Below are 16,109 nucleotides of genomic sequence, written 5' to 3'. Positions count from 1 at the left end.
CTACGCCGCAAGGGTGTGGACTAAGCTGGGACGCTGGGATGGTTAACCCATCCTGACCTGCAGAAATGCCGACTCCTGGGACGGATGTCCGGCACCGAGGGGGGATCGTTCGTGAGCGAGTCCAGCGCACGACACACGGAAGGCAAACATCCGGGGTCGGCCGGATCGGCCAAGGCCCGGCAGCAATTTGCAGATCTGCTCACCGAGCTGAAAGACCGGCGCGGCTACAGCTACGAAACACTGGCCCGTAAAGCACATATGAGCCGCTCCTCGGTACACCGCTATTGCCGGGGAATCGTGATTCCCATCGAGTTCGGCACGGCGGAGAGAATCGCCCGATTATGCGGTGCGCATACCCGCGAGCTGTCCGACCTGTATCGCCTTTGGGTGGCGGCCTCCGTCCCGGATCCGGAGGCCGCCACCGGCGAGGAGGAGAAGGAAGGGGAGAAGAAGGAAGCGGCCCCCGCCCTCACCCTCACTCCTGCCCCCGGTCCCACCCCCGCCCTCGACCCCGCGCCACCCCGCCCGGCGGCCCGGCCCGCGCGCGTCGCCGTCGCCTCGATCGCCTTCATCCTGCTGTGCGTCGTCTCGCTGAGCGGCTCCACGCACTCCACCGGCCAGAGCCCGGCCGCGGCACCCGCCGCGACCGCCACGGCCCCGCCTTGGACCCAGGCCCCGACCCCCGTGCCGAACGGCATCTTCGGCATGACGCTCAATTCCTCGACCGGGGCCATGCCCACCTTCCAGATCGACACGGTCCGCCTCTGGGACAGCCGCACCCGGTGGTCGAACATCCAGCCCCGGCGCGGCGTGTACGACTGGTCGATCCTCGACCGGCTGGTCACCGCCGCGAACCAGGCCGGCCTGCCCGTGGTCTTCACCATGGGCGGCACCCCCGACTGGGCGAGCCCGAACGGCCCGCACACGGCGTACGACGACGGCTCGCGCACCAGCCCGCCCGACGACCTCGCCGACTGGACGGCTTTCGTCTCGGCGGTGGCGGGCCGCTACCGGGGCCGCATCGACGCCTATGAGCTCTGGGTCATGGGCAACGACGCCCGCTACTTCAGCGGGAGCCTGGAGACCCTGGTCGAGATGACCCGCGGCGCCAAGGCCGTGCTCGACGCCGTCGATCCGGAGGCGACCGTCGTCTGCCCCTCCATGGGCCGACTCTGGGAGGCCGAGGGCATGCGCGCGCTGGAGCGCTTCTCCGAGCTGCGCGGGTACGACTCCTGCGACGTCGCAGGGGTCAAGCTGTACCAGCGCACCGCCTCGGACCCGCCCGAGCAGATGCTCGGCCTGGTCGGCGAGATCGACCGCGCGTTCCACCGGGGCGGCTCGCACCCCAAGCTGTGGAGCACGGGCACCACGTACGACATCCCGCTCCAGAGGCCCCTGGAGGAGCCGGCGGCCTCCGCGAACGCCGTCCGCTTCTTCCTCGTCGGCCTGTACGCGCGCTACCAGCGCATGTACTTCTACAACTGGGGCGGCAGCAAGATCCCGATCGTGATGCAGCCCGACGGGCAGCATCCGACCCGCGCCGCCCTGTACGTGGAGGAACTGCGCCGCTGGGTGCACGGCACCCGGATCCACTCCTGCGGCAACGGTGTCGCCGCCGGGCTGCCGGACGGGGTCTGGCAGTGCCGGTTCGACCGCGACGGCGTCGAGCTGGCGATCGTCTGGAACCCCACCGGCACGTCCCGCCTGAAGGCACCCTGGGGCGTGACCGCGGTACGCCACCTCGACGACACGACCTCACCCGTCGGCACCGACGGGACGGTCGAGGTCACGGCCCTGCCGGTGCTGCTCGGGCCGGCGCCGTGACGGTCGGGGGATCCGCCAGTCCCCCGACAACGGCGTCTAGCCGTACATACGGCGCATCGCGAAGTCGACCATCTGCTCGACCGCCTTCGCGTCGAAGACCATCCGGTGGTCGCCCTCCATGTCGAGGACGAAGCCATAGCCGGTCGGCAGCAGGTCGATCACCTCGGCACCGGTGATCACGAAGTACTTGGACTCCTTGCCGGCGTACCGGCGGAGCTCCTTGAGCGTGGTGAACATGGGGATCACCGGCTGCTGCGTGTTGTGCAGCGCCAGGAAGCCCGGAGTCTCGCCGCGCGGGCAGTAGACCTTCGACGTGGCGAAGATCTGCTGGAAGTCCTCGGCGGACAGCGACCCGGTCGTGAAGGCCCGCACCGCGTCGGCGAGCGACGGCGGCGAGGGCTCGGGGTACAGCGGCGCCTGCTGCGCGTAGCCCTGTTGCGGCGGGGGCTGCGGCGGCGCGTACTGCTGCTGGGCACCCGGAGTCTGGTCGTAGCCGTACATGCGGCACAGACTACCGAGCGGCTGCCCCCATACCGGCCGGTACCGGCCAGTCCCCTCCAGGGGTGGGCGGAAGGGCCGACGTCAGGCGGGAAGCTCCCCGGCCTTCAGCGCCCGCACGAACGGCACCCACGCACCGGCCGTGACGATCACTGCGGGGCCGTGCGGCCTCTTGGAGTCCCGGACGGGTACGAGTCCGACCAGGCCGTCGGCGACCTCGACGCAGGTACCTCCGTCGCTGTTGGTATAGCTGCTAGTACGCCAGCGCACGGCGTTCAAGTCAATGTGGCTGCTTGCCATTTCGATAGTCCTCTGCGGCCGCCTCGATCATGGCAAGGGACGCCTCTGGCGGTAGCGCGGCGGCCCTGAGCAGATCGTACGACCTTCGATACCGCTTCACGAGGGCCGGATCGTCGATGGTGACACCGCTGTGTAGGGACTCCGTGTAGACCAGCGGCGGTGCGTCGCCGAAGGTCAGGATGAGGACGGTTCCGGCCGCCATGAATGGATGCGCTCCGGCGTTCCACGGAACGATCTGTGGAACGATCCGCTGTCGCCGCACCAGGGCCGCGACATGGTCGAGCTGTTCCGCCATCCGCTGCGGCAGAAGGATCGGCAGCCGCAGCAGCGACTCGTGCAGGATCACCCAGTACTCGGGCGCCCCGTGGGCGCCTTCGAAGAGCTCTGCCCGCGCGAGTCGGGCATTGACCTTGATGTCGGTCTCCTCCCGGGGCTCCAGGGGACGTTCCGCCCGGGCGAGGGCTCGCGCGTACGCTTCCGTCTGCAACAGGCCCGGGAACGCGGTCGGGCTCCATTCCTCGATGGTTTCCGCGAGCTTCTCAGCATCCAGAACCCTCTCGGCGTACTTGGCATGGCCGACGCTCCGGGCCTTACGGACGTCCTCGCAGCGCCGCTCGAAGAACCCATCGGCATGCAGCACCCGGTCGACATGACAGGCCAGGTCCATCGGCATGCGCCTTTGGCCGCGCTCGATCTCGCTCAGATACGTAGCCCCATAGAAGCTGCCTTCCACCGCCTGCTGAAGCGTGAGGCCAGCCTCCTCCCGCCTCCAGCGCAGTTCCGTGCCGTAGAAGGCCGGAACACTCTCGGAGCCATCAATGTCCTTACGCGCGGCCACAATCGCCCGCCTTCCACACTTCGCGCCGTGGATCCGAAACCCTTCCCACGCTACGCCGACCCGCGCCAGTCTGTGAGCAGTCCGTCACAGTCAGTCCGCACAGGAAGGCCCCCATGAGCGACCACACCGCCGACCGCGAGGCGATCGAGGCCCTGACGGAGCTCCGCGCCGCCCTCGCCGCGCACGGGATCACACTCCCCTCCCTCGACCTCCACCTCTTCTCCTACGCGGGCAGCTACCGCACCCCGCCCCTGATCGCCCTCGGCAACTGCAACCCGGCCACCGCCCGGCTCCTGGCCGACGTCCTGGCCGGCCGGTGAACGCCCTCACCATCCGACTGCTCGCCGTCCCCAAGGCCGCCGCCCTGCTTCGACACGCCGTGCGCGAGCACCTCGGCGACGAGGCCTGCCCCGAGGCGGAGCTCTGCGTCAGCGAGCTGCTGGCCAACGTGATCACCCACCTCGGCGAGGGCACCCCCATCACCCTGCGCGTCAGCGGAAGCGGAAGGGCAGCCCGTACGCGGGTCGAGCTCACCGACCCCGATCCGCAGATGTGGCCCGTACAGCGCCTGGCGACCGGTACGGACGAGTCGGGGCGCGGGCTGGCCCTGCTCGACGCCGTGACCTTGAGCTGGGGCGTCACCCGGGGCCCGGATACCAAGACGGTCTGGTGCGAGCTTTGACCCTGGTCACAGTCGGCTCGGAAGGGTTGCCGTTATTACCCGCGGGTAGCATCATGTTGTTACCGATTGGTATGTACGAGGAACCTGTCTTCCCGAGCCTTAACGGAGCCGTCGCCATGGGGCACTACAAGTCGAATCTCCGCGACATCGAGTTCAACCTCTTCGAGGTGCTCGGCCGCGACAAGCTGTACGGCACCGGCCCGTTCGGTGAGATGGACACCGACACCGCCAAGAGCGTCCTGTCCGAGATCGCCCGCCTCGCCGAGAACGAGCTGGCCGAATCCTTCGCGGACGCCGACCGCAACCCGCCGGTCTTCGACCCGGCCACCAACACCGCGCCCGTCCCGGCGTCCTTCAAGAAGAGCTACGAAGCCTTCATGGACTCCGAGTACTGGCGTCTCGGCCTGCCCGAGGAGATCGGCGGCACCACCTCGCCCCGCTCCCTGATCTGGGCCTACGCGGAGCTGCTGCTCGGCTCGAACCCGGCCATCTGGATGTACTCCTCCGGCCCGGCGTTCGCCGGCATCCTCTTCGAAGAGGGCAACGAGGCGCAGAAGAAGGTCGCGCAGATAGCGGTCGAGAAGCGCTGGGGCTCCACCATGGTCCTCACCGAGCCGGACGCCGGTTCGGACGTCGGCGCCGGCCGCACCAAGGCCGTCCAGCAGGCGGACGGCTCCTGGCACATCGAGGGCGTCAAGCGCTTCATCACGTCCGGTGAGCACGACATGGAGGAGAACATCCTCCACTACGTCCTCGCCCGCCCCGAGGGCCACGGCCCCGGCACCAAGGGCCTGTCCCTCTTCCTCGTCCCGAAGTTCCACTTCGACTGGGAGACCGGCGAGCTGGGCGAGCGCAACGGCGTCTACGCGACGAACGTCGAGCACAAGATGGGCCTCAAGGCCTCCAACACGTGCGAGATGACCTTCGGCGACCAGCACCCCGCCAAGGGCTGGCTGATCGGCGACAAGCACGACGGCATCCGCCAGATGTTCATGATCATCGAGTTTGCCCGCATGATGGTCGGCACGAAGGCCATCGCGACGCTCTCCACCGGCTACCTGAACGCCCTGGAGTACGCCAAGGAGCGCGTGCAGGGTCCGGACCTGGCGAACTTCATGGACAAAACCGCGCCCAAGGTCAGCATCACGCACCACCCCGACGTGCGCCGCTCGCTCATGACGCAGAAGGCGTACGCCGAGGGCATGCGCGCCCTGGTCCTGTACACCGCCTCCGTCCAGGACGCGATCCAGCTCAAGCAGGCCGCGGGCGAGGACGCCTCCGCCGAGATCGGCCTGAACGACCTGCTCCTGCCGATCGTGAAGGGCTACGGCTCGGAGCGCTCGTACGAGCAGCTCGCGCAGTCCCTGCAGACCTTCGGCGGTTCCGGTTACCTCCAGGAATACCCGATCGAGCAGTACATCCGCGACGCCAAGATCGACACCCTCTACGAGGGCACCACCGCGATCCAGGGCCAAGACTTCTTCTTCCGGAAGATCGTCCGCGACCAGGGTGCCTCGCTGAACGTCCTCTCCGAGACGATCAAGAAGTTCCTGGCCGAGGCCGTCGGCGGCGAGGAGCTGGCCGGCGCCCGCGACGCGCTCGCCAAGGCCGCAGTCGACCTGGAGGCCATCGTCGGCCAGATGATCGTCGACCTCACCGCCACCGGCGAGGACGTCAAGAACATCTACAAGGTCGGCCAGAACACCACCCGCCTGCTGATGGCGTCCGGTGACGTGGTCGTCGGATACCTGCTGCTCAAGGGCGCGGCCGTGGCCGCCGAGAAGCTGGCCACCGCCTCCGCGAAGGACGTCCCGTTCTACACCGGCAAGATCGCCGCCGCGAAGTTCTTCGCCTCGCAGGTCCTGCCGAACGTCTCGGTCGCCCGCGCGCTGGCCGAGGCCGTCGACAACACCCTGATGGAGCTCGACGAGGCTGCGTTCTAACCACCCGGCTGCGCCGCATCGGCAGTCGCACACCGGTGGCCGGACCCTCTGCGGGGGTCCGGCCACCGGCGTACCGGCGGCGTGAGGACGGCGTACCCGCGGCCTGCCGGCGGTCCACCGGCGGCATTCACAGGTTGTCGGTGGTTCATGGGACGCTCGTAGGTATGAGCCCAGCAGAGCAGCACGGCAACAGCAGGGGGTACTCCGTCCCGACCGGGCGGCCGTACGCCCTCAAGGAGCTGCAGGCTGCCCTGGGCAGCCTCGGCGACCATCTGCGGGAGCTGTACGACGGCGCCCACCCCGCGGAGTACGAGGCCGTCGCCGACGCCCTCTACACCGCCTTCCAGACCGCCGCCGGGCTCGCCCCCGCCAAGAGCTACACCGGCTGCTCCGAGCACCCCAACGGGGCCCTCGACCCCGAGGCGCCCGACGGCTGGGGCCGCTGCCTGATCTGCAACGACCGGCGCCGCCTCGGGCTGCGCGCCCAGGGCGCCCGCGGCGCCCGCGCGGCCGCCGCCGCCCCGCCCGCCGGGGAACAGCGCCGGCTGGGCTATCCCGTGCCCGACCCCCCGTACACCCTGCAGGCCCTGCGCGACCACCTCCGCACCGTCGAGGACCGCCGCTTCCACCTGGGCTTCTCCTCCCCCGCCGAGGAGTTCGTACGGATCGCGGACGATCTCCACCGGGCGTTCATCGTGGCTCGCGAACTGTCCCGGCCACGCAACGCCTCCGGCTGCTCCGAGCACCCCGGCGCACCCATCGATCCGGACGCGCCGCCCGGTGAGGCCTGTATCTTCTGCGCCGGACGCAAGAGACGCGCGCAGCGCTCCGCGACGGCCCCGGAGATGCTCCCGCGCATCCGCCGGGGCGAGCGCAGGCAGCTGCAGCGCCGATTCGAGCGCCCGCCGGGCTGAAAAGCCGCCGGGAAGTGGACCACACAGCCCGCGGCCCCGGCGTTTCGGCCATCCGCCGCAGTCCGACCATGGCGAACACGACCGTCGTTAAGGTGAACCACATGAGCTCTCCCGCCCGCTTCGACCGCGGACACACCGACGATCTGATGACCTTTCTGACGGCCAGTCCGTCGCCGTACCACGCCGTGGCCAACGCGGCCGAGCGGCTGGAAAAGGCAGGCTTCAGGCAGTTGTCGGAAACGGACGCCTGGGACTCGGGCAGCGGGGGCCGGTTCGTCCTCCGCGGCGGAGCGCTCATCGCCTGGTTCGTCCCGGAGGGCGCGACCGCGCACACCCCGTTCCGGATCGTCGGCGCACACACCGACTCCCCCAACCTCCGCGTCAAGCCGCTGCCTGACACGGGCTCACAGGGCTGGCGGCAGATCGCCGTCGAGATCTACGGCGGCCCCCTGCTCAACACGTGGCTGGACCGGGACCTGGGCCTGGCGGGCCGGCTGAGCCTGCGCGACGGCAGCGAGCGGCTCGTGAACGTGGACCGCGCGCTGCTGCGCGTGCCCCAACTCGCCGTGCACCTGGACCGGTCGGTCAACACCGACGGGCTCAAGCTCGACAAGCAGCGCCACATGCAGCCGATCTGGGGCCTGGGCGAGGTCCGGGAGGGCGACCTCATCGCCTTCCTGGAGGAGGAAGAGGGCCTGCCGCGGGGCTCGGTGGCCGGCTGGGACCTGATGGTCCACTCGATCGAGCCGCCGTCGTACCTGGGGCGCGACCGCGAGCTCGTGGCCGGCCCGCGGATGGACAACCTGCTCTCGGTGCACGCGGGCGTCGCGGCGCTGGCCGCCGTCACGACCGCCGGCAAACTGGACCACATCCCGGTGCTGGCCGCGTTCGACCACGAGGAGAGCGGCTCGCAGTCGGACACGGGCGCGGACGGACCGCTGCTGGGGAACGTGCTGGAACGTTCCGTCTTCTCGCGCGGGGGCACGTACGAGGACCGCGCGCGGGCCTTCGCGGGCACCATCTGCCTGTCCGCGGACACGGGCCACGCCGTGCACCCCAACTACGCGGAGCGGCACGACCCCTCGCACCACCCGCGCGCCAACGGCGGCCCGATCCTGAAGGTCAACGTCAACCAGCGGTACGCGACGGACGGCAGCGGGCGCGCGGTGTTCGCGGCGGCGTGCGAGCGGGCCGGCGTGCCGTGGCAGACCTTCGTCTCGAACAACTCGATGCCCTGCGGCACGACGATCGGCCCGATCACGGCCGCCCGCCACGGGATCCAGACGGTGGACATCGGCGTCGCGATCCTCTCGATGCACAGCGCCCGCGAACTGTGCGGTGCGGACGACCCGTACCTGCTCGCGAACGCGCTGGTGGCCTTCCTGGAGGGCTGACGCCGTGCGGCCGCGCCGCCTCCCGGACCAGGGAGGCGGCGCGGGCTTCGGCCGGGCGGGTCGATCTGAGGCGCCGACGCGGTGCGATGAACCTATCGTGACACTCCGTCATGTTGTGCTGGGTTCCGCCCTTGGGGACGATCAGGACGCACGCCACCGGGCTGACGGGGATCGACGACTTCGCGTTCTCCGGGCACGGCAAGACGGTGCTCGCCGCACTGAACAACACCGACAGCGAGCTCGCCCTGGTCCGGCCGGACGGCACCCACACCGTCGTGCTGACCGGGAAGGACGGCCTGTCCGGCCCCACCTCGGTGGCGGTCCGCCACCACAGGGTCTACGTCCCCAGCGCCGCCTTCCTCACGGGCGTCGACCCGAACCTGCTGGTCGCCGACGTCGAGAAGAACGAGAAGCCGGAGCACGGGAAGCACGGGAAGCACGAGGACTGAGCCCGTCCGGCCGGGGCCCCGCTGCGGGGCCCGGCCGGCCATCGCTATGCGTCCATGCCGGCAAGGACGAGCGGCAGGCGGTTCGCGCCCTCCGCCGTGACGGTCACCGGCACGCCCCAGTCCTGCTGGTGCACGTGGCAGGCCGGGTACTCGTTGGCCGGGTCGTCGTCGCACGAGGCCGCCATGGCGGAGACGTGCAGGACCCCCTCGGTGACGTCCGGGTTCAGGGCCAGCTCCCGGAACAGGTCCGTCCCGGCCCCCTCGCCCTCCACCAGGAGTTCCGGCGGGGTCGAGGAAACCAGCAGCCGCGTCGAAGGCCCGTAGCGGGTGTCGAGCTTCTGCCCGGTCGGCGCCTGGAACACCACGTCGAGCCGGAGCGTGCCCGGGGCGACCTCGGTCGCGGCCCGCTGGGTGCGGTGGGCGACGGCATCGACCCGTACCGCCTCCTCCGGCAGCCGCAGCCGGGTCAGCCGGTGCCGGGCGGACTCGACGACCACGATGTCCTCGCCGACCAGCACGGCGTCGCTGGGCTCCCGCAGATCGGTGGCCAGCGTGGAGACCTGGCCGGTCGCCGGGTCGAAGCGGCGCAGGGCGTGGTTGTACGTGTCGCACACCGCGACCGAGCCGTCGGGCAGGGCGGTCACCCCGAGCGGGTGCTGGAGCAGGGCCTGGCCGGCGTCACCGTCCCGGTGCCCGAAGTCGAACAGGCCGGTTCCGACGGCGGTCCGTACCGCGTACCCGTCGGCCCCCTCGCCCCCGGGTTCCACGTACCGCAGGGCGCTGTTCTCGGAGTCGGCGATCCACAGCCGGTCCCCGGCAGCCGCGAGCCCGGAGGGCTGCGCGAGCCAGGCCTCGAGCGCGGGGCCGTCGTGCAGGCCCTCGCTGGTCGTGCCCGCGGCGACGGCCACGGTCCCGGTCTCCGGATCCCAGGTCCACAGCTGGTGGACGCCCGCCATGGCGATCCACACCCTGCCCTGCCACCAGGCCACGTCCCACGGCGAGGACAGGTCCACGTCCAGGGCCGGCCCGGAGGCCGGCGACCCCTGCCACCACTGCCGCCCGGTCCCGGCGACGGTCTCGACGGCGCCCGTCGCGGGATCGAAGCGGCGCAGCGCGTGGTTCACGGTGTCGGCGACGACGACGGACCCGTCGGGCAGCAGCGCCAGCCCCTGGGGCTCGCTGAAGGCGTCCGGTCCGAACCCGCGCTCCCCGCTGCCGATGCGCCGTACGACGCTCTCGCCGTCGGCGGCGAGCTCCACGAGCTGATGCCGCGTCGAGTCCGACACGAGCAGGTTCCCGGACGGCAGCGCGAGCGCCTTCCCGGGGAACCGCAGGTCGGTCGCCACCGGCTCGGGCGCCACGTACGGCCCGTCGCCGCGCCGCAGCGTCCCCTTGGCCTCGTGCTCGGCCTCGAGCTCCTCCACGAGCCGCGCGATGGCATGCGCATGCCCTTCACCGGCGTGCTGCGCGACGATGTACCCCTCGGGGTCGATCACGACGAGCGTCGGCCAGGCCCGCACGGCGTACTGCTTCCAGGTGGCCAGCTCGGGATCGTCCAGCACGGGGTGGTGCACCTCGTACCGCTCGACGGCGTCGACGACGGCCGCGTGCTCGGCCTCGTGCACGAACTTCGGCGAGTGCACCCCGATGATCACGACGGTGTCGCGGTGCTTCTCCTCCAGCTCCCGCAGCTCGTCGAGGACGTGCAGGCAGTTGATGCAGCAGAAGGTCCAAAAATCGATGATCGCAATCCGTCCCCGCAGGTCGGCGAGGGTGAGCTCTTTGCCACCTGTATTCAGCCAGCCCCCCTTGCCGATCAGCTCAGGGGCACGGACACGGGCACGGCGGGGCGCGGGGGTGTGCGCCGGGGCGGCATCGTTCATGCTTCAAGCTTGCCATCCGCCCGTGAACTCCCGGTCACACCCGTGCGAAGCGCCCTCAGCCGCCCGCCCGGCATATGCCACCCGTGGGGGTGACGACGGCCGGGCGGGCACCGTGGGACGCTGGCTGCAGGCAACGGAGGAGGCGTCCGGCATGACCACCGCGCACGACTACAGCGAGGGGATCGATCCCGAGCACGCCCTCAAGTACGCCATCCAGCACTGGGTCGGGGACCGCACGGAGATCATCGAGGGGGTCGTGGACAACGTGACGCCGAGTTGGGACCACGAGCGGGCTGCGAAGCTCGTACGGCGGCAGATCGAGGCACGGGTGGACGAACTCGGCTGCGTCGAGGGCTCGGGAAACCTCGATCTGCCCGGGTCGCCGAACTGGTACGTGCCCGATATCGCGGTGGTCCCGGATGAGCTGGCGGACGGTGGCTCCTCCCTGCTTCCCGACCAGACGCTCCTGATCGTCGAGATCACCTCGGAGTCGAACGCCGAGACCGACCGGGTCGTCAAGCGCAAGCGGTACGCCGAGTACGGTGCGCCGCTGTACCTGCTGGTCGACCGGCTCGACAAGACCGTCACCCTGTTCGCCGGGCCGGGGCGGCTCGGCTACACGGAGGTCGACGGGCCGCACCCGTTCGGAGAGACGGTCCACCTGCCGGCGCCCTTCGGCCTCGACCTCGACACCAGCGGGCTCTAGTCGAAGAGGGCGCTCAGGCGGGGGAGGCGGGGGGCGGTTTGCGTCGTGTCGTCGAAGTCGAAGTCCCAGGACGGGTCCAGCGGCGGGTAGCTGATCGTGAAGGAGTCCGACGGGAGTTCGCGGCCCGTGGCCGATTCGTACGCCGTCCAGGCGATCGAAAGGGCCTCCTCGTCCCACAGCTCCAGGCCCTCCGCCGCCGCCTCGCGGACCGCGGGGTGCTCCGCGAGGGAGTCGGGGTCGGCCAGGGCGCGGGCGAAGGCCTCTTCGCCCTGGGTCAGGAGCCAGCCGCGGAAGTAGTCGAAGCCGTCGTCCGAGCAGCCGCCGTTGATCATGTAGGCCGCGACCCAGAGGGGGCTGCGGTACGACTCCGCCAGCAGGTCCCACAGGACCTGCTGGGCGGCGGCTATCTCGGCCTCGGGGCAGCGCGCCAGCAACTCCGAGGCGCGGGCCGCCACCTGGTCCGGCTCGGCCTCGGACCGGGCCGTCTCGATCAGCTTCCAGAACGTCTGCTTGTCCATGGGGGAAGCGTGGCATCTGCCTCTGACATCAGACGGTGAGGAAGGAGTGAAGGGATTCTGTGAGAGCGGTGACGAAGGCCTCCTGGGCCGGCGGCGGCACGAGGTCCAGGGAGAGGTACGGGTTCAGGTCCTCGAGCTCGACCAGGAGGAGCTCGCCGGAGGGGGCGCGGCAGGCGTCCACCCGCTGGATGCCGTGCGAGAGGGTGTTCCACTCGATGAAGCTGCGGGCGAAGTCGAGGTCCGCCGGCGTGGCCTCGTACGGCTTCAGCTCCCAGCGGCGGGCCGGGTCCGGGGCGTAGAGGGCGTACTGGAAGGCGTCGTCGACGAAGTAGAAGGAGACCTCGTAAGCGAAGTCGATGCGCGGCTGGATGAGGTTCTCGCCCGCCGGGCCGGCCGGGTGCGGGGTGAAGGTCAGGCCTATGGAGTCCGCGCCCTGCTTCGGCTTCACCGCGTACGAGGGGACCGAGGGGAGCAGCGCGAGGTCCGCGGGGTCGTCGATCGTGGGGATCACCGGGTAGCCGGCGGCGGTGAGGTCGAGGAGGTACTGCTTGCCCGCCATGTCGCCGCGGCCCGTGAGCGGGTTGTAGACGCGGGTGCCGGCGGCGCGGGCGGCCGCGCGGAAGGAGTCGTACGCCTCCTGGTAGTGCAGGACCGGGCCGCTGTTGCGGACGATCACCGCGTCGAAGCCCGTCATCATGCCCGCTGCGTCCAGCGGATGACACAGGGCCAGCGGGAAGTGCTCGCGCAGGCGGGAGGTGAGGAGGATGTCCTCGTCGCAGTACCGGCGGCCGCGCGCCGGGTACGCCAGGTCGGTCACGTAGAGGAGAGGCATGGCGGCAACCTATCGCGGGCATCGATGCGGGCATGAAATACCTGGTTCGGGACAAAATACCGACCCTTGGTGACGGCTGCTGGAGGGAGAGCGCCGCTTCGCGGTGATCCGCCGCAAGCGGCTCTCCCTACTGCGCTACCACTACCTCGTGCCCTGGTCGAGGGCACGGAACCGGACGTCAGCGGCCTGCCCGTCGAGACCGCGACCTGGGGCCAGGCCGCGGGCGCGATCGCCGCCGCCCTCCTCGTCCAGGTCCTCTTCATCTCCCTGGCCGCCCTCGCGGCGGCCCTGCTCCGCAGCGTCATCGGGACCCTCGCGCTCGGCATCGGCCCCCTGCTGGTGACCGCGCCACTCATGCTGCTTCCGGCGGCGCCCTTCCTGCCGCACCGCTGGATCGCCGATCTGCTGGGCCTGCCCGCAAAGGCCCAGTACCAGCTGTACCTCTGGAATCAGGCCCCGCCCGACCCGTCGCCCCTGACCGGGGGCCTCGCCCTCGGCGGCGTCGCGGCCGTGGCCGCCGTGGCCGCCTGGGCGGCGCTGCGCTCCGAGCGGGCACTCCGGCCCGTCGACTGACGACACGGCCGGACCGGGCAGGACTTCGGCGTCGGGGTCGGGGTCGAGGTCTACCGGCCCAGGCGGCGGTCCTTCAGGGCCGGGAACTGGTCGCGGGTCTCGGCGACCTTTGCCGGGTCCAGGTCGACCGTGAGGACGTCCTCGGCGGGGCCCGCCTCGGCCAGGACCTCGCCCCAGGGGTCGACCACCAGGCTGTGCCCGGCCTGCTCGACGCCCGCGTGCGTACCGGCCAGCCCGCAGGCCACGACGTACGACTGGTCCTCGACGGCCCGTGCCCGGTTCAGCAGGGTCCAGTGGGCGCGGCGGCGGGCCGGCCAGCCCGCGGCCACGACCATCGTCGTGGCCCCGGCGTCGACCAGGCCGCGGAACAGCTCGGGAAAGCGCAGGTCGTAGCAGGTGGCGATGCCGAGGACCTGCTCCGGCAGGGTCACGGTGGTCAGGGAGTCGCCGGCCGTCATCAGCACGGCCTCGCCCTGGTCGAAGCCGAAGCGGTGGATCTTGCGGTACGTGGCGGCCAGCTCGCCGGACGGGGAGAGGACGAGGGCGGTGTTGTAGAGCGAGCCGTCGCCCGCGCGCTCCACGACCGAACCGGCGTGCAGCCAGACCCCGGCGTCGCGCGCCGCCTTGGACATCGCCTCGTACGTCGGGCCGTCCAGCGGCTCGGCCTCGGTCTCGAACTGCTCGTAGGCGAAGGCACCCACCGTCCACAGTTCGGGCAGGACGACCAGATCCGAGCCGGCCTGATCCCGTACGAGATCGGCCACCCGGGCACGTCGGGAAGCGACCGACTCCCCGTCGGTCACCGCGATTTGGATCAGCGAGGCGCGCACAGTACCACCGTCCTGGCATTCAAGCCGTCAACTCGGGCCTACGATCGTCACACGAAAGCACTGCCGGGGTGCTCACCGGCAGCGTAGTTTTGGAAGCAGTCCACACGCTTCCAGAAAACGCGCCACTGAACAGCACGCGAGGGGTCCCGTTGACCGTCCAGCCGCATCCCAGCCTCCAGCCCTATGCCGACGCGTGGACGCACTCCATCGAGGCGATATCCGAGCTGGTCCTCCCCCTGACGGAAGGCGAGTGGAACCGGGCGACGCCGTGCCCCGGCTGGTCCGTCCGTGATGTGGTGTCACACATCATCGGCATCGAATGCGAGCAGCTGGGGGATCCGCGGCCGATCCACACCGTCGCGAGGGACCTGCGGCACGTGGTCGACGAGTTCAGCCGGTACATGGAGGTGCAGGTTGACGTCCGGCGCCACCACACCGCGCCGGAGATGACCTCGGAGCTCGAGTACACGATCATCCGGCGGTCGCGTCAGCTGCGCAACGAGAAGCGGGATCCGGACACCATGGTGCGGGGGCCGCTGGGCGACCAGGTGACGCTGGAGCTCGCGCTGCGGCTGCGGGCGTTCGACGTGTGGATCCACGAGCAGGATCTGCGGGCGACGCTGGGCGTGCCGGGGAACTGGGACTCGCCGGGGGCGTACGTGGCGCGGGACATCCTGCTGGCCGGGCTGCCGAAGGTGGTCGCGAAGCTGGCGGGGGCGCTGGCGAACTCGGCGGTGGTGATCGACGTGCACGGTCCGGTGGAGTTCATGCGGACGGTACGGGTGGACGCGGAGGGGCGCGGGACGGTGGACGGGACGCCGTCGCTGGGGCCGGCGGTGACACTGACCATGGACTGGGAGACGTACGTCCGCCTCGCGGCGGGGCGGGTCCGGCCCCACACCGTGGCCGACCGGGTGAAGACGGAAGGTGACCCGGAGCTGGCCGCGGCCATCCTGGCGAACTTCGCCGTCACCCCGTAGCCGCCGGGCGGCCCGGCTGCGCACGGCGCCCACCGCCCACCGCCCGCCCCCGCTCGCCCGTCCCTCACGACGGCCCCCTCTCGCCTCTCACCGCGGCCGAGAACCGCTCCTGTCAATGTCACGTCCATGTCATGGGCGGGACAACGCACAGCAGGAGAAGGAGGTTTCCGGGGGTGTGGTCAAGGATGTCGGCTGCCGCGGTACCGGCGCCGGAGCGGCTCGACTGGTTCACCGATGTGATCGCGCAGGAGCTCGTGCCCACGGCGATCCGCAGTGAACGCGTACGGGACTTCTGGGCCGAGGCGTCCGTCCTGGACCTCGGCGGCGTGCAGGTGTCGTCGTTCGAGTTCAGCTCGCTGCGCTCGCAGCGCACCGCCGCCCACGTGCGGCGCAGCGATCCCGAGCAGTACCAGCTGGGGCTCGTGACCACCGGGGCCATGTCGCTCGCCCAGAACCGGGGCGAATCGGGTCTGTTCACCAGGGACATGGTGCTCTGGGACACCTCGATGCCGATGGAGTCGGACGCCGTCCCGGATGTGGAGGGGGGCCGGATCCGGGCGATCGTCCTGTCCTTCCCGCGCGATGCGCTGCCGCTGCGCGGCGCCACGGGCTGCTCACCAGCCCCGTCCACACCGTGGCGCGGCGGTGGGGGTTCACCAACGCCTCCGTGTTCAGCAGGGTGTTCCGGGAGGCGTACGGGACGAGCCCCACCGAGTTCCGGCACTGGGCGGTTCGGGAAGCCCTTTCGCTTGCGCGCAACATCAACGGGCCGTGCGCAGCAGGCACATCCGGGGGCATTGCACGGCCGTAGGGTCGGCATGGCCCGGGCCGGGCGGGACTGGACGGGGGTCTGTCCCGCCAGGCCCCGCCGGGGGCCGGACCGGCTTCGGGTGCCGCGCCGCCGCGCAAGCGGACCCCGGGCTGCACCCGGGCTTTCGGGGCTCC

General features: G+C 70.8%; 17 protein-coding genes and 2 pseudogenes. 12 read left to right on the top strand and 7 right to left on the bottom strand.

Annotated elements, in window-relative coordinates:
• Window positions 1-195 precede the first annotated feature (195 nt).
• Window positions 196-1,824 (top strand): helix-turn-helix domain-containing protein, encoded by a 1,629-nt coding sequence (locus AB0M76_RS02110; RefSeq protein WP_365951378.1) that lies wholly within the window; start codon window positions 196-198, stop codon window positions 1,822-1,824.
• Between the two features lie 36 nt (window positions 1,825-1,860).
• Here AB0M76_RS02110 and AB0M76_RS02105 read toward each other — a convergent pair whose 3' ends face one another.
• The 3 genes from AB0M76_RS02105 to AB0M76_RS02095 form a co-directional block, all read right to left on the bottom strand.
• Window positions 1,861-2,325 (bottom strand): SseB family protein, encoded by a 465-nt coding sequence (locus tag AB0M76_RS02105; protein ID WP_266665613.1) that lies wholly within the window; start codon window positions 2,323-2,325, stop codon window positions 1,861-1,863.
• Between the two features lie 81 nt (window positions 2,326-2,406).
• Entirely contained in the window at window positions 2,407-2,622 is a 216-nt protein-coding gene (locus AB0M76_RS02100; protein ID WP_365951065.1) for a DUF397 domain-containing protein, read from the bottom strand.
• Window positions 2,603-3,460 (bottom strand): helix-turn-helix transcriptional regulator, encoded by an 858-nt coding sequence (locus tag AB0M76_RS02095; protein WP_365951064.1) that lies wholly within the window; start codon window positions 3,458-3,460, stop codon window positions 2,603-2,605. The genes AB0M76_RS02100 and AB0M76_RS02095 overlap by 20 nt, the downstream gene beginning before the upstream one ends.
• Before the next feature lie 113 nt (window positions 3,461-3,573).
• On the opposite strand from AB0M76_RS02095, the gene AB0M76_RS02090 reads away from it, so the two are divergent.
• The 6 genes and pseudogenes from AB0M76_RS02090 to AB0M76_RS02065 form a co-directional block, all read left to right on the top strand.
• On the top strand, window positions 3,574-3,780 hold the full coding sequence (locus AB0M76_RS02090; protein ID WP_365951063.1) for a hypothetical protein: 207 nt from the start codon (window positions 3,574-3,576) through the stop codon (window positions 3,778-3,780).
• A complete protein-coding gene (locus tag AB0M76_RS02085; RefSeq protein ID WP_365951062.1) occupies window positions 3,777-4,142 on the top strand; it encodes an ATP-binding protein in 366 nt (121 codons plus the stop codon). The genes AB0M76_RS02090 and AB0M76_RS02085 overlap by 4 nt, the downstream gene beginning before the upstream one ends.
• A 116-nt stretch (window positions 4,143-4,258) precedes the next feature.
• Window positions 4,259-6,085, top strand: a complete 1,827-nt coding sequence (locus AB0M76_RS02080) for an acyl-CoA dehydrogenase (RefSeq protein WP_266665614.1) — start codon at window positions 4,259-4,261, stop codon at window positions 6,083-6,085.
• Between the two features lie 164 nt (window positions 6,086-6,249).
• On the top strand, window positions 6,250-6,999 hold the full coding sequence (locus AB0M76_RS02075; protein WP_266995937.1) for a hypothetical protein: 750 nt from the start codon (window positions 6,250-6,252) through the stop codon (window positions 6,997-6,999).
• 101 nt (window positions 7,000-7,100) lie between these two features.
• Window positions 7,101-8,393, top strand: coding sequence for a M18 family aminopeptidase (locus AB0M76_RS02070; RefSeq protein ID WP_365951061.1), 1,293 nt, complete (start codon window positions 7,101-7,103; stop codon window positions 8,391-8,393).
• 134 nt (window positions 8,394-8,527) lie between these two features.
• Window positions 8,528-8,842 (top strand): annotated as a pseudogene (locus AB0M76_RS02065) (hypothetical protein); the annotation flags it as partial.
• Window positions 8,843-8,886: 44 nt separating this feature from the next.
• Here the strand turns inward: AB0M76_RS02065 and AB0M76_RS02060 are convergent.
• Window positions 8,887-10,725 (bottom strand): NHL domain-containing thioredoxin family protein, encoded by a 1,839-nt coding sequence (locus tag AB0M76_RS02060; RefSeq protein ID WP_365951060.1) that lies wholly within the window; start codon window positions 10,723-10,725, stop codon window positions 8,887-8,889.
• A 151-nt stretch (window positions 10,726-10,876) separates the two neighbouring features.
• Between AB0M76_RS02060 and AB0M76_RS02055 the strand changes: the two genes are divergently transcribed.
• On the top strand, window positions 10,877-11,431 hold the full coding sequence (locus AB0M76_RS02055) for a Uma2 family endonuclease (RefSeq protein ID WP_365951059.1): 555 nt from the start codon (window positions 10,877-10,879) through the stop codon (window positions 11,429-11,431).
• Here AB0M76_RS02055 and AB0M76_RS02050 read toward each other — a convergent pair.
• Both AB0M76_RS02050 and AB0M76_RS02045 read right to left on the bottom strand, forming a co-directional pair.
• A complete protein-coding gene (locus AB0M76_RS02050) occupies window positions 11,428-11,949 on the bottom strand; it encodes a DUF4240 domain-containing protein (protein WP_365951058.1) in 522 nt (173 codons plus the stop codon). The genes AB0M76_RS02055 and AB0M76_RS02050 overlap by 4 nt on opposite strands.
• Window positions 11,950-11,977: 28 nt before the next feature.
• A complete protein-coding gene (locus tag AB0M76_RS02045; protein ID WP_365951057.1) occupies window positions 11,978-12,781 on the bottom strand; it encodes a hypothetical protein in 804 nt (267 codons plus the stop codon).
• 69 nt (window positions 12,782-12,850) lie between these two features.
• On the opposite strand from AB0M76_RS02045, the gene AB0M76_RS02040 reads away from it, so the two are divergent.
• Window positions 12,851-13,354: a hypothetical protein gene (locus AB0M76_RS02040; RefSeq protein WP_365951056.1), complete on the top strand. Its 504-nt coding sequence runs from the start codon at window positions 12,851-12,853 to the stop codon at window positions 13,352-13,354.
• A 50-nt stretch (window positions 13,355-13,404) separates the two neighbouring features.
• Here AB0M76_RS02040 and AB0M76_RS02035 read toward each other — a convergent pair whose 3' ends face one another.
• Complete coding sequence (locus AB0M76_RS02035; RefSeq protein WP_365951055.1) at window positions 13,405-14,184, bottom strand: carbon-nitrogen family hydrolase; 780 nt, start codon at window positions 14,182-14,184, stop codon at window positions 13,405-13,407.
• Window positions 14,185-14,333: 149 nt separating this feature from the next.
• Between AB0M76_RS02035 and AB0M76_RS02030 the strand changes: the two genes are divergently transcribed.
• From AB0M76_RS02030 to AB0M76_RS02020, 3 genes and pseudogenes are all read left to right on the top strand, one after another.
• Entirely contained in the window at window positions 14,334-15,164 is an 831-nt protein-coding gene (locus tag AB0M76_RS02030; protein ID WP_365951054.1) for a maleylpyruvate isomerase family mycothiol-dependent enzyme, read from the top strand.
• 131 nt (window positions 15,165-15,295) lie between these two features.
• Window positions 15,296-15,709: pseudogene (locus tag AB0M76_RS02025) on the top strand (hypothetical protein); the annotation flags it as partial.
• Complete coding sequence (locus tag AB0M76_RS02020) at window positions 15,628-15,975, top strand: helix-turn-helix domain-containing protein (protein ID WP_365951377.1); 348 nt, start codon at window positions 15,628-15,630, stop codon at window positions 15,973-15,975. The pseudogene AB0M76_RS02025 and the gene AB0M76_RS02020, both read left to right, overlap by 82 nt.
• Window positions 15,976-16,109 lie beyond the last annotated feature (134 nt).

The sequence above is a fragment of the Streptomyces sp. NPDC051364 genome (genome assembly GCF_040682115.1).
GTDB lineage: Bacteria > Actinomycetota > Actinomycetes > Streptomycetales > Streptomycetaceae > Streptomyces.
The sequence above is the reverse complement of the archived record's forward strand: the minus strand, read 5'-3'. Positions and strand labels throughout refer to the sequence as shown.

Coding starts and splice junctions, on each gene's coding strand:
- AB0M76_RS02105 (WP_266665613.1), bottom strand. CDS start 2,325: ATGTACGGCTACGACCAGACTCCGGGTGCCCAGCAGCAGTACGCGCCG.
- AB0M76_RS02100 (WP_365951065.1), bottom strand. CDS start 2,622: ATGGCAAGCAGCCACATTGACTTGAACGCCGTGCGCTGGCGTACTAGC.
- AB0M76_RS02090 (WP_365951063.1), top strand. CDS start 3,574: ATGAGCGACCACACCGCCGACCGCGAGGCGATCGAGGCCCTGACGGAG.
- AB0M76_RS02080 (WP_266665614.1), top strand. CDS start 4,259: ATGGGGCACTACAAGTCGAATCTCCGCGACATCGAGTTCAACCTCTTC.
- AB0M76_RS02075 (WP_266995937.1), top strand. CDS start 6,250: ATGAGCCCAGCAGAGCAGCACGGCAACAGCAGGGGGTACTCCGTCCCG.
- AB0M76_RS02070 (WP_365951061.1), top strand. CDS start 7,101: ATGAGCTCTCCCGCCCGCTTCGACCGCGGACACACCGACGATCTGATG.
- AB0M76_RS02060 (WP_365951060.1), bottom strand. CDS start 10,725: ATGAACGATGCCGCCCCGGCGCACACCCCCGCGCCCCGCCGTGCCCGT.
- AB0M76_RS02055 (WP_365951059.1), top strand. CDS start 10,877: ATGACCACCGCGCACGACTACAGCGAGGGGATCGATCCCGAGCACGCC.
- AB0M76_RS02050 (WP_365951058.1), bottom strand. CDS start 11,949: ATGGACAAGCAGACGTTCTGGAAGCTGATCGAGACGGCCCGGTCCGAG.
- AB0M76_RS02045 (WP_365951057.1), bottom strand. CDS start 12,781: ATGCCTCTCCTCTACGTGACCGACCTGGCGTACCCGGCGCGCGGCCGC.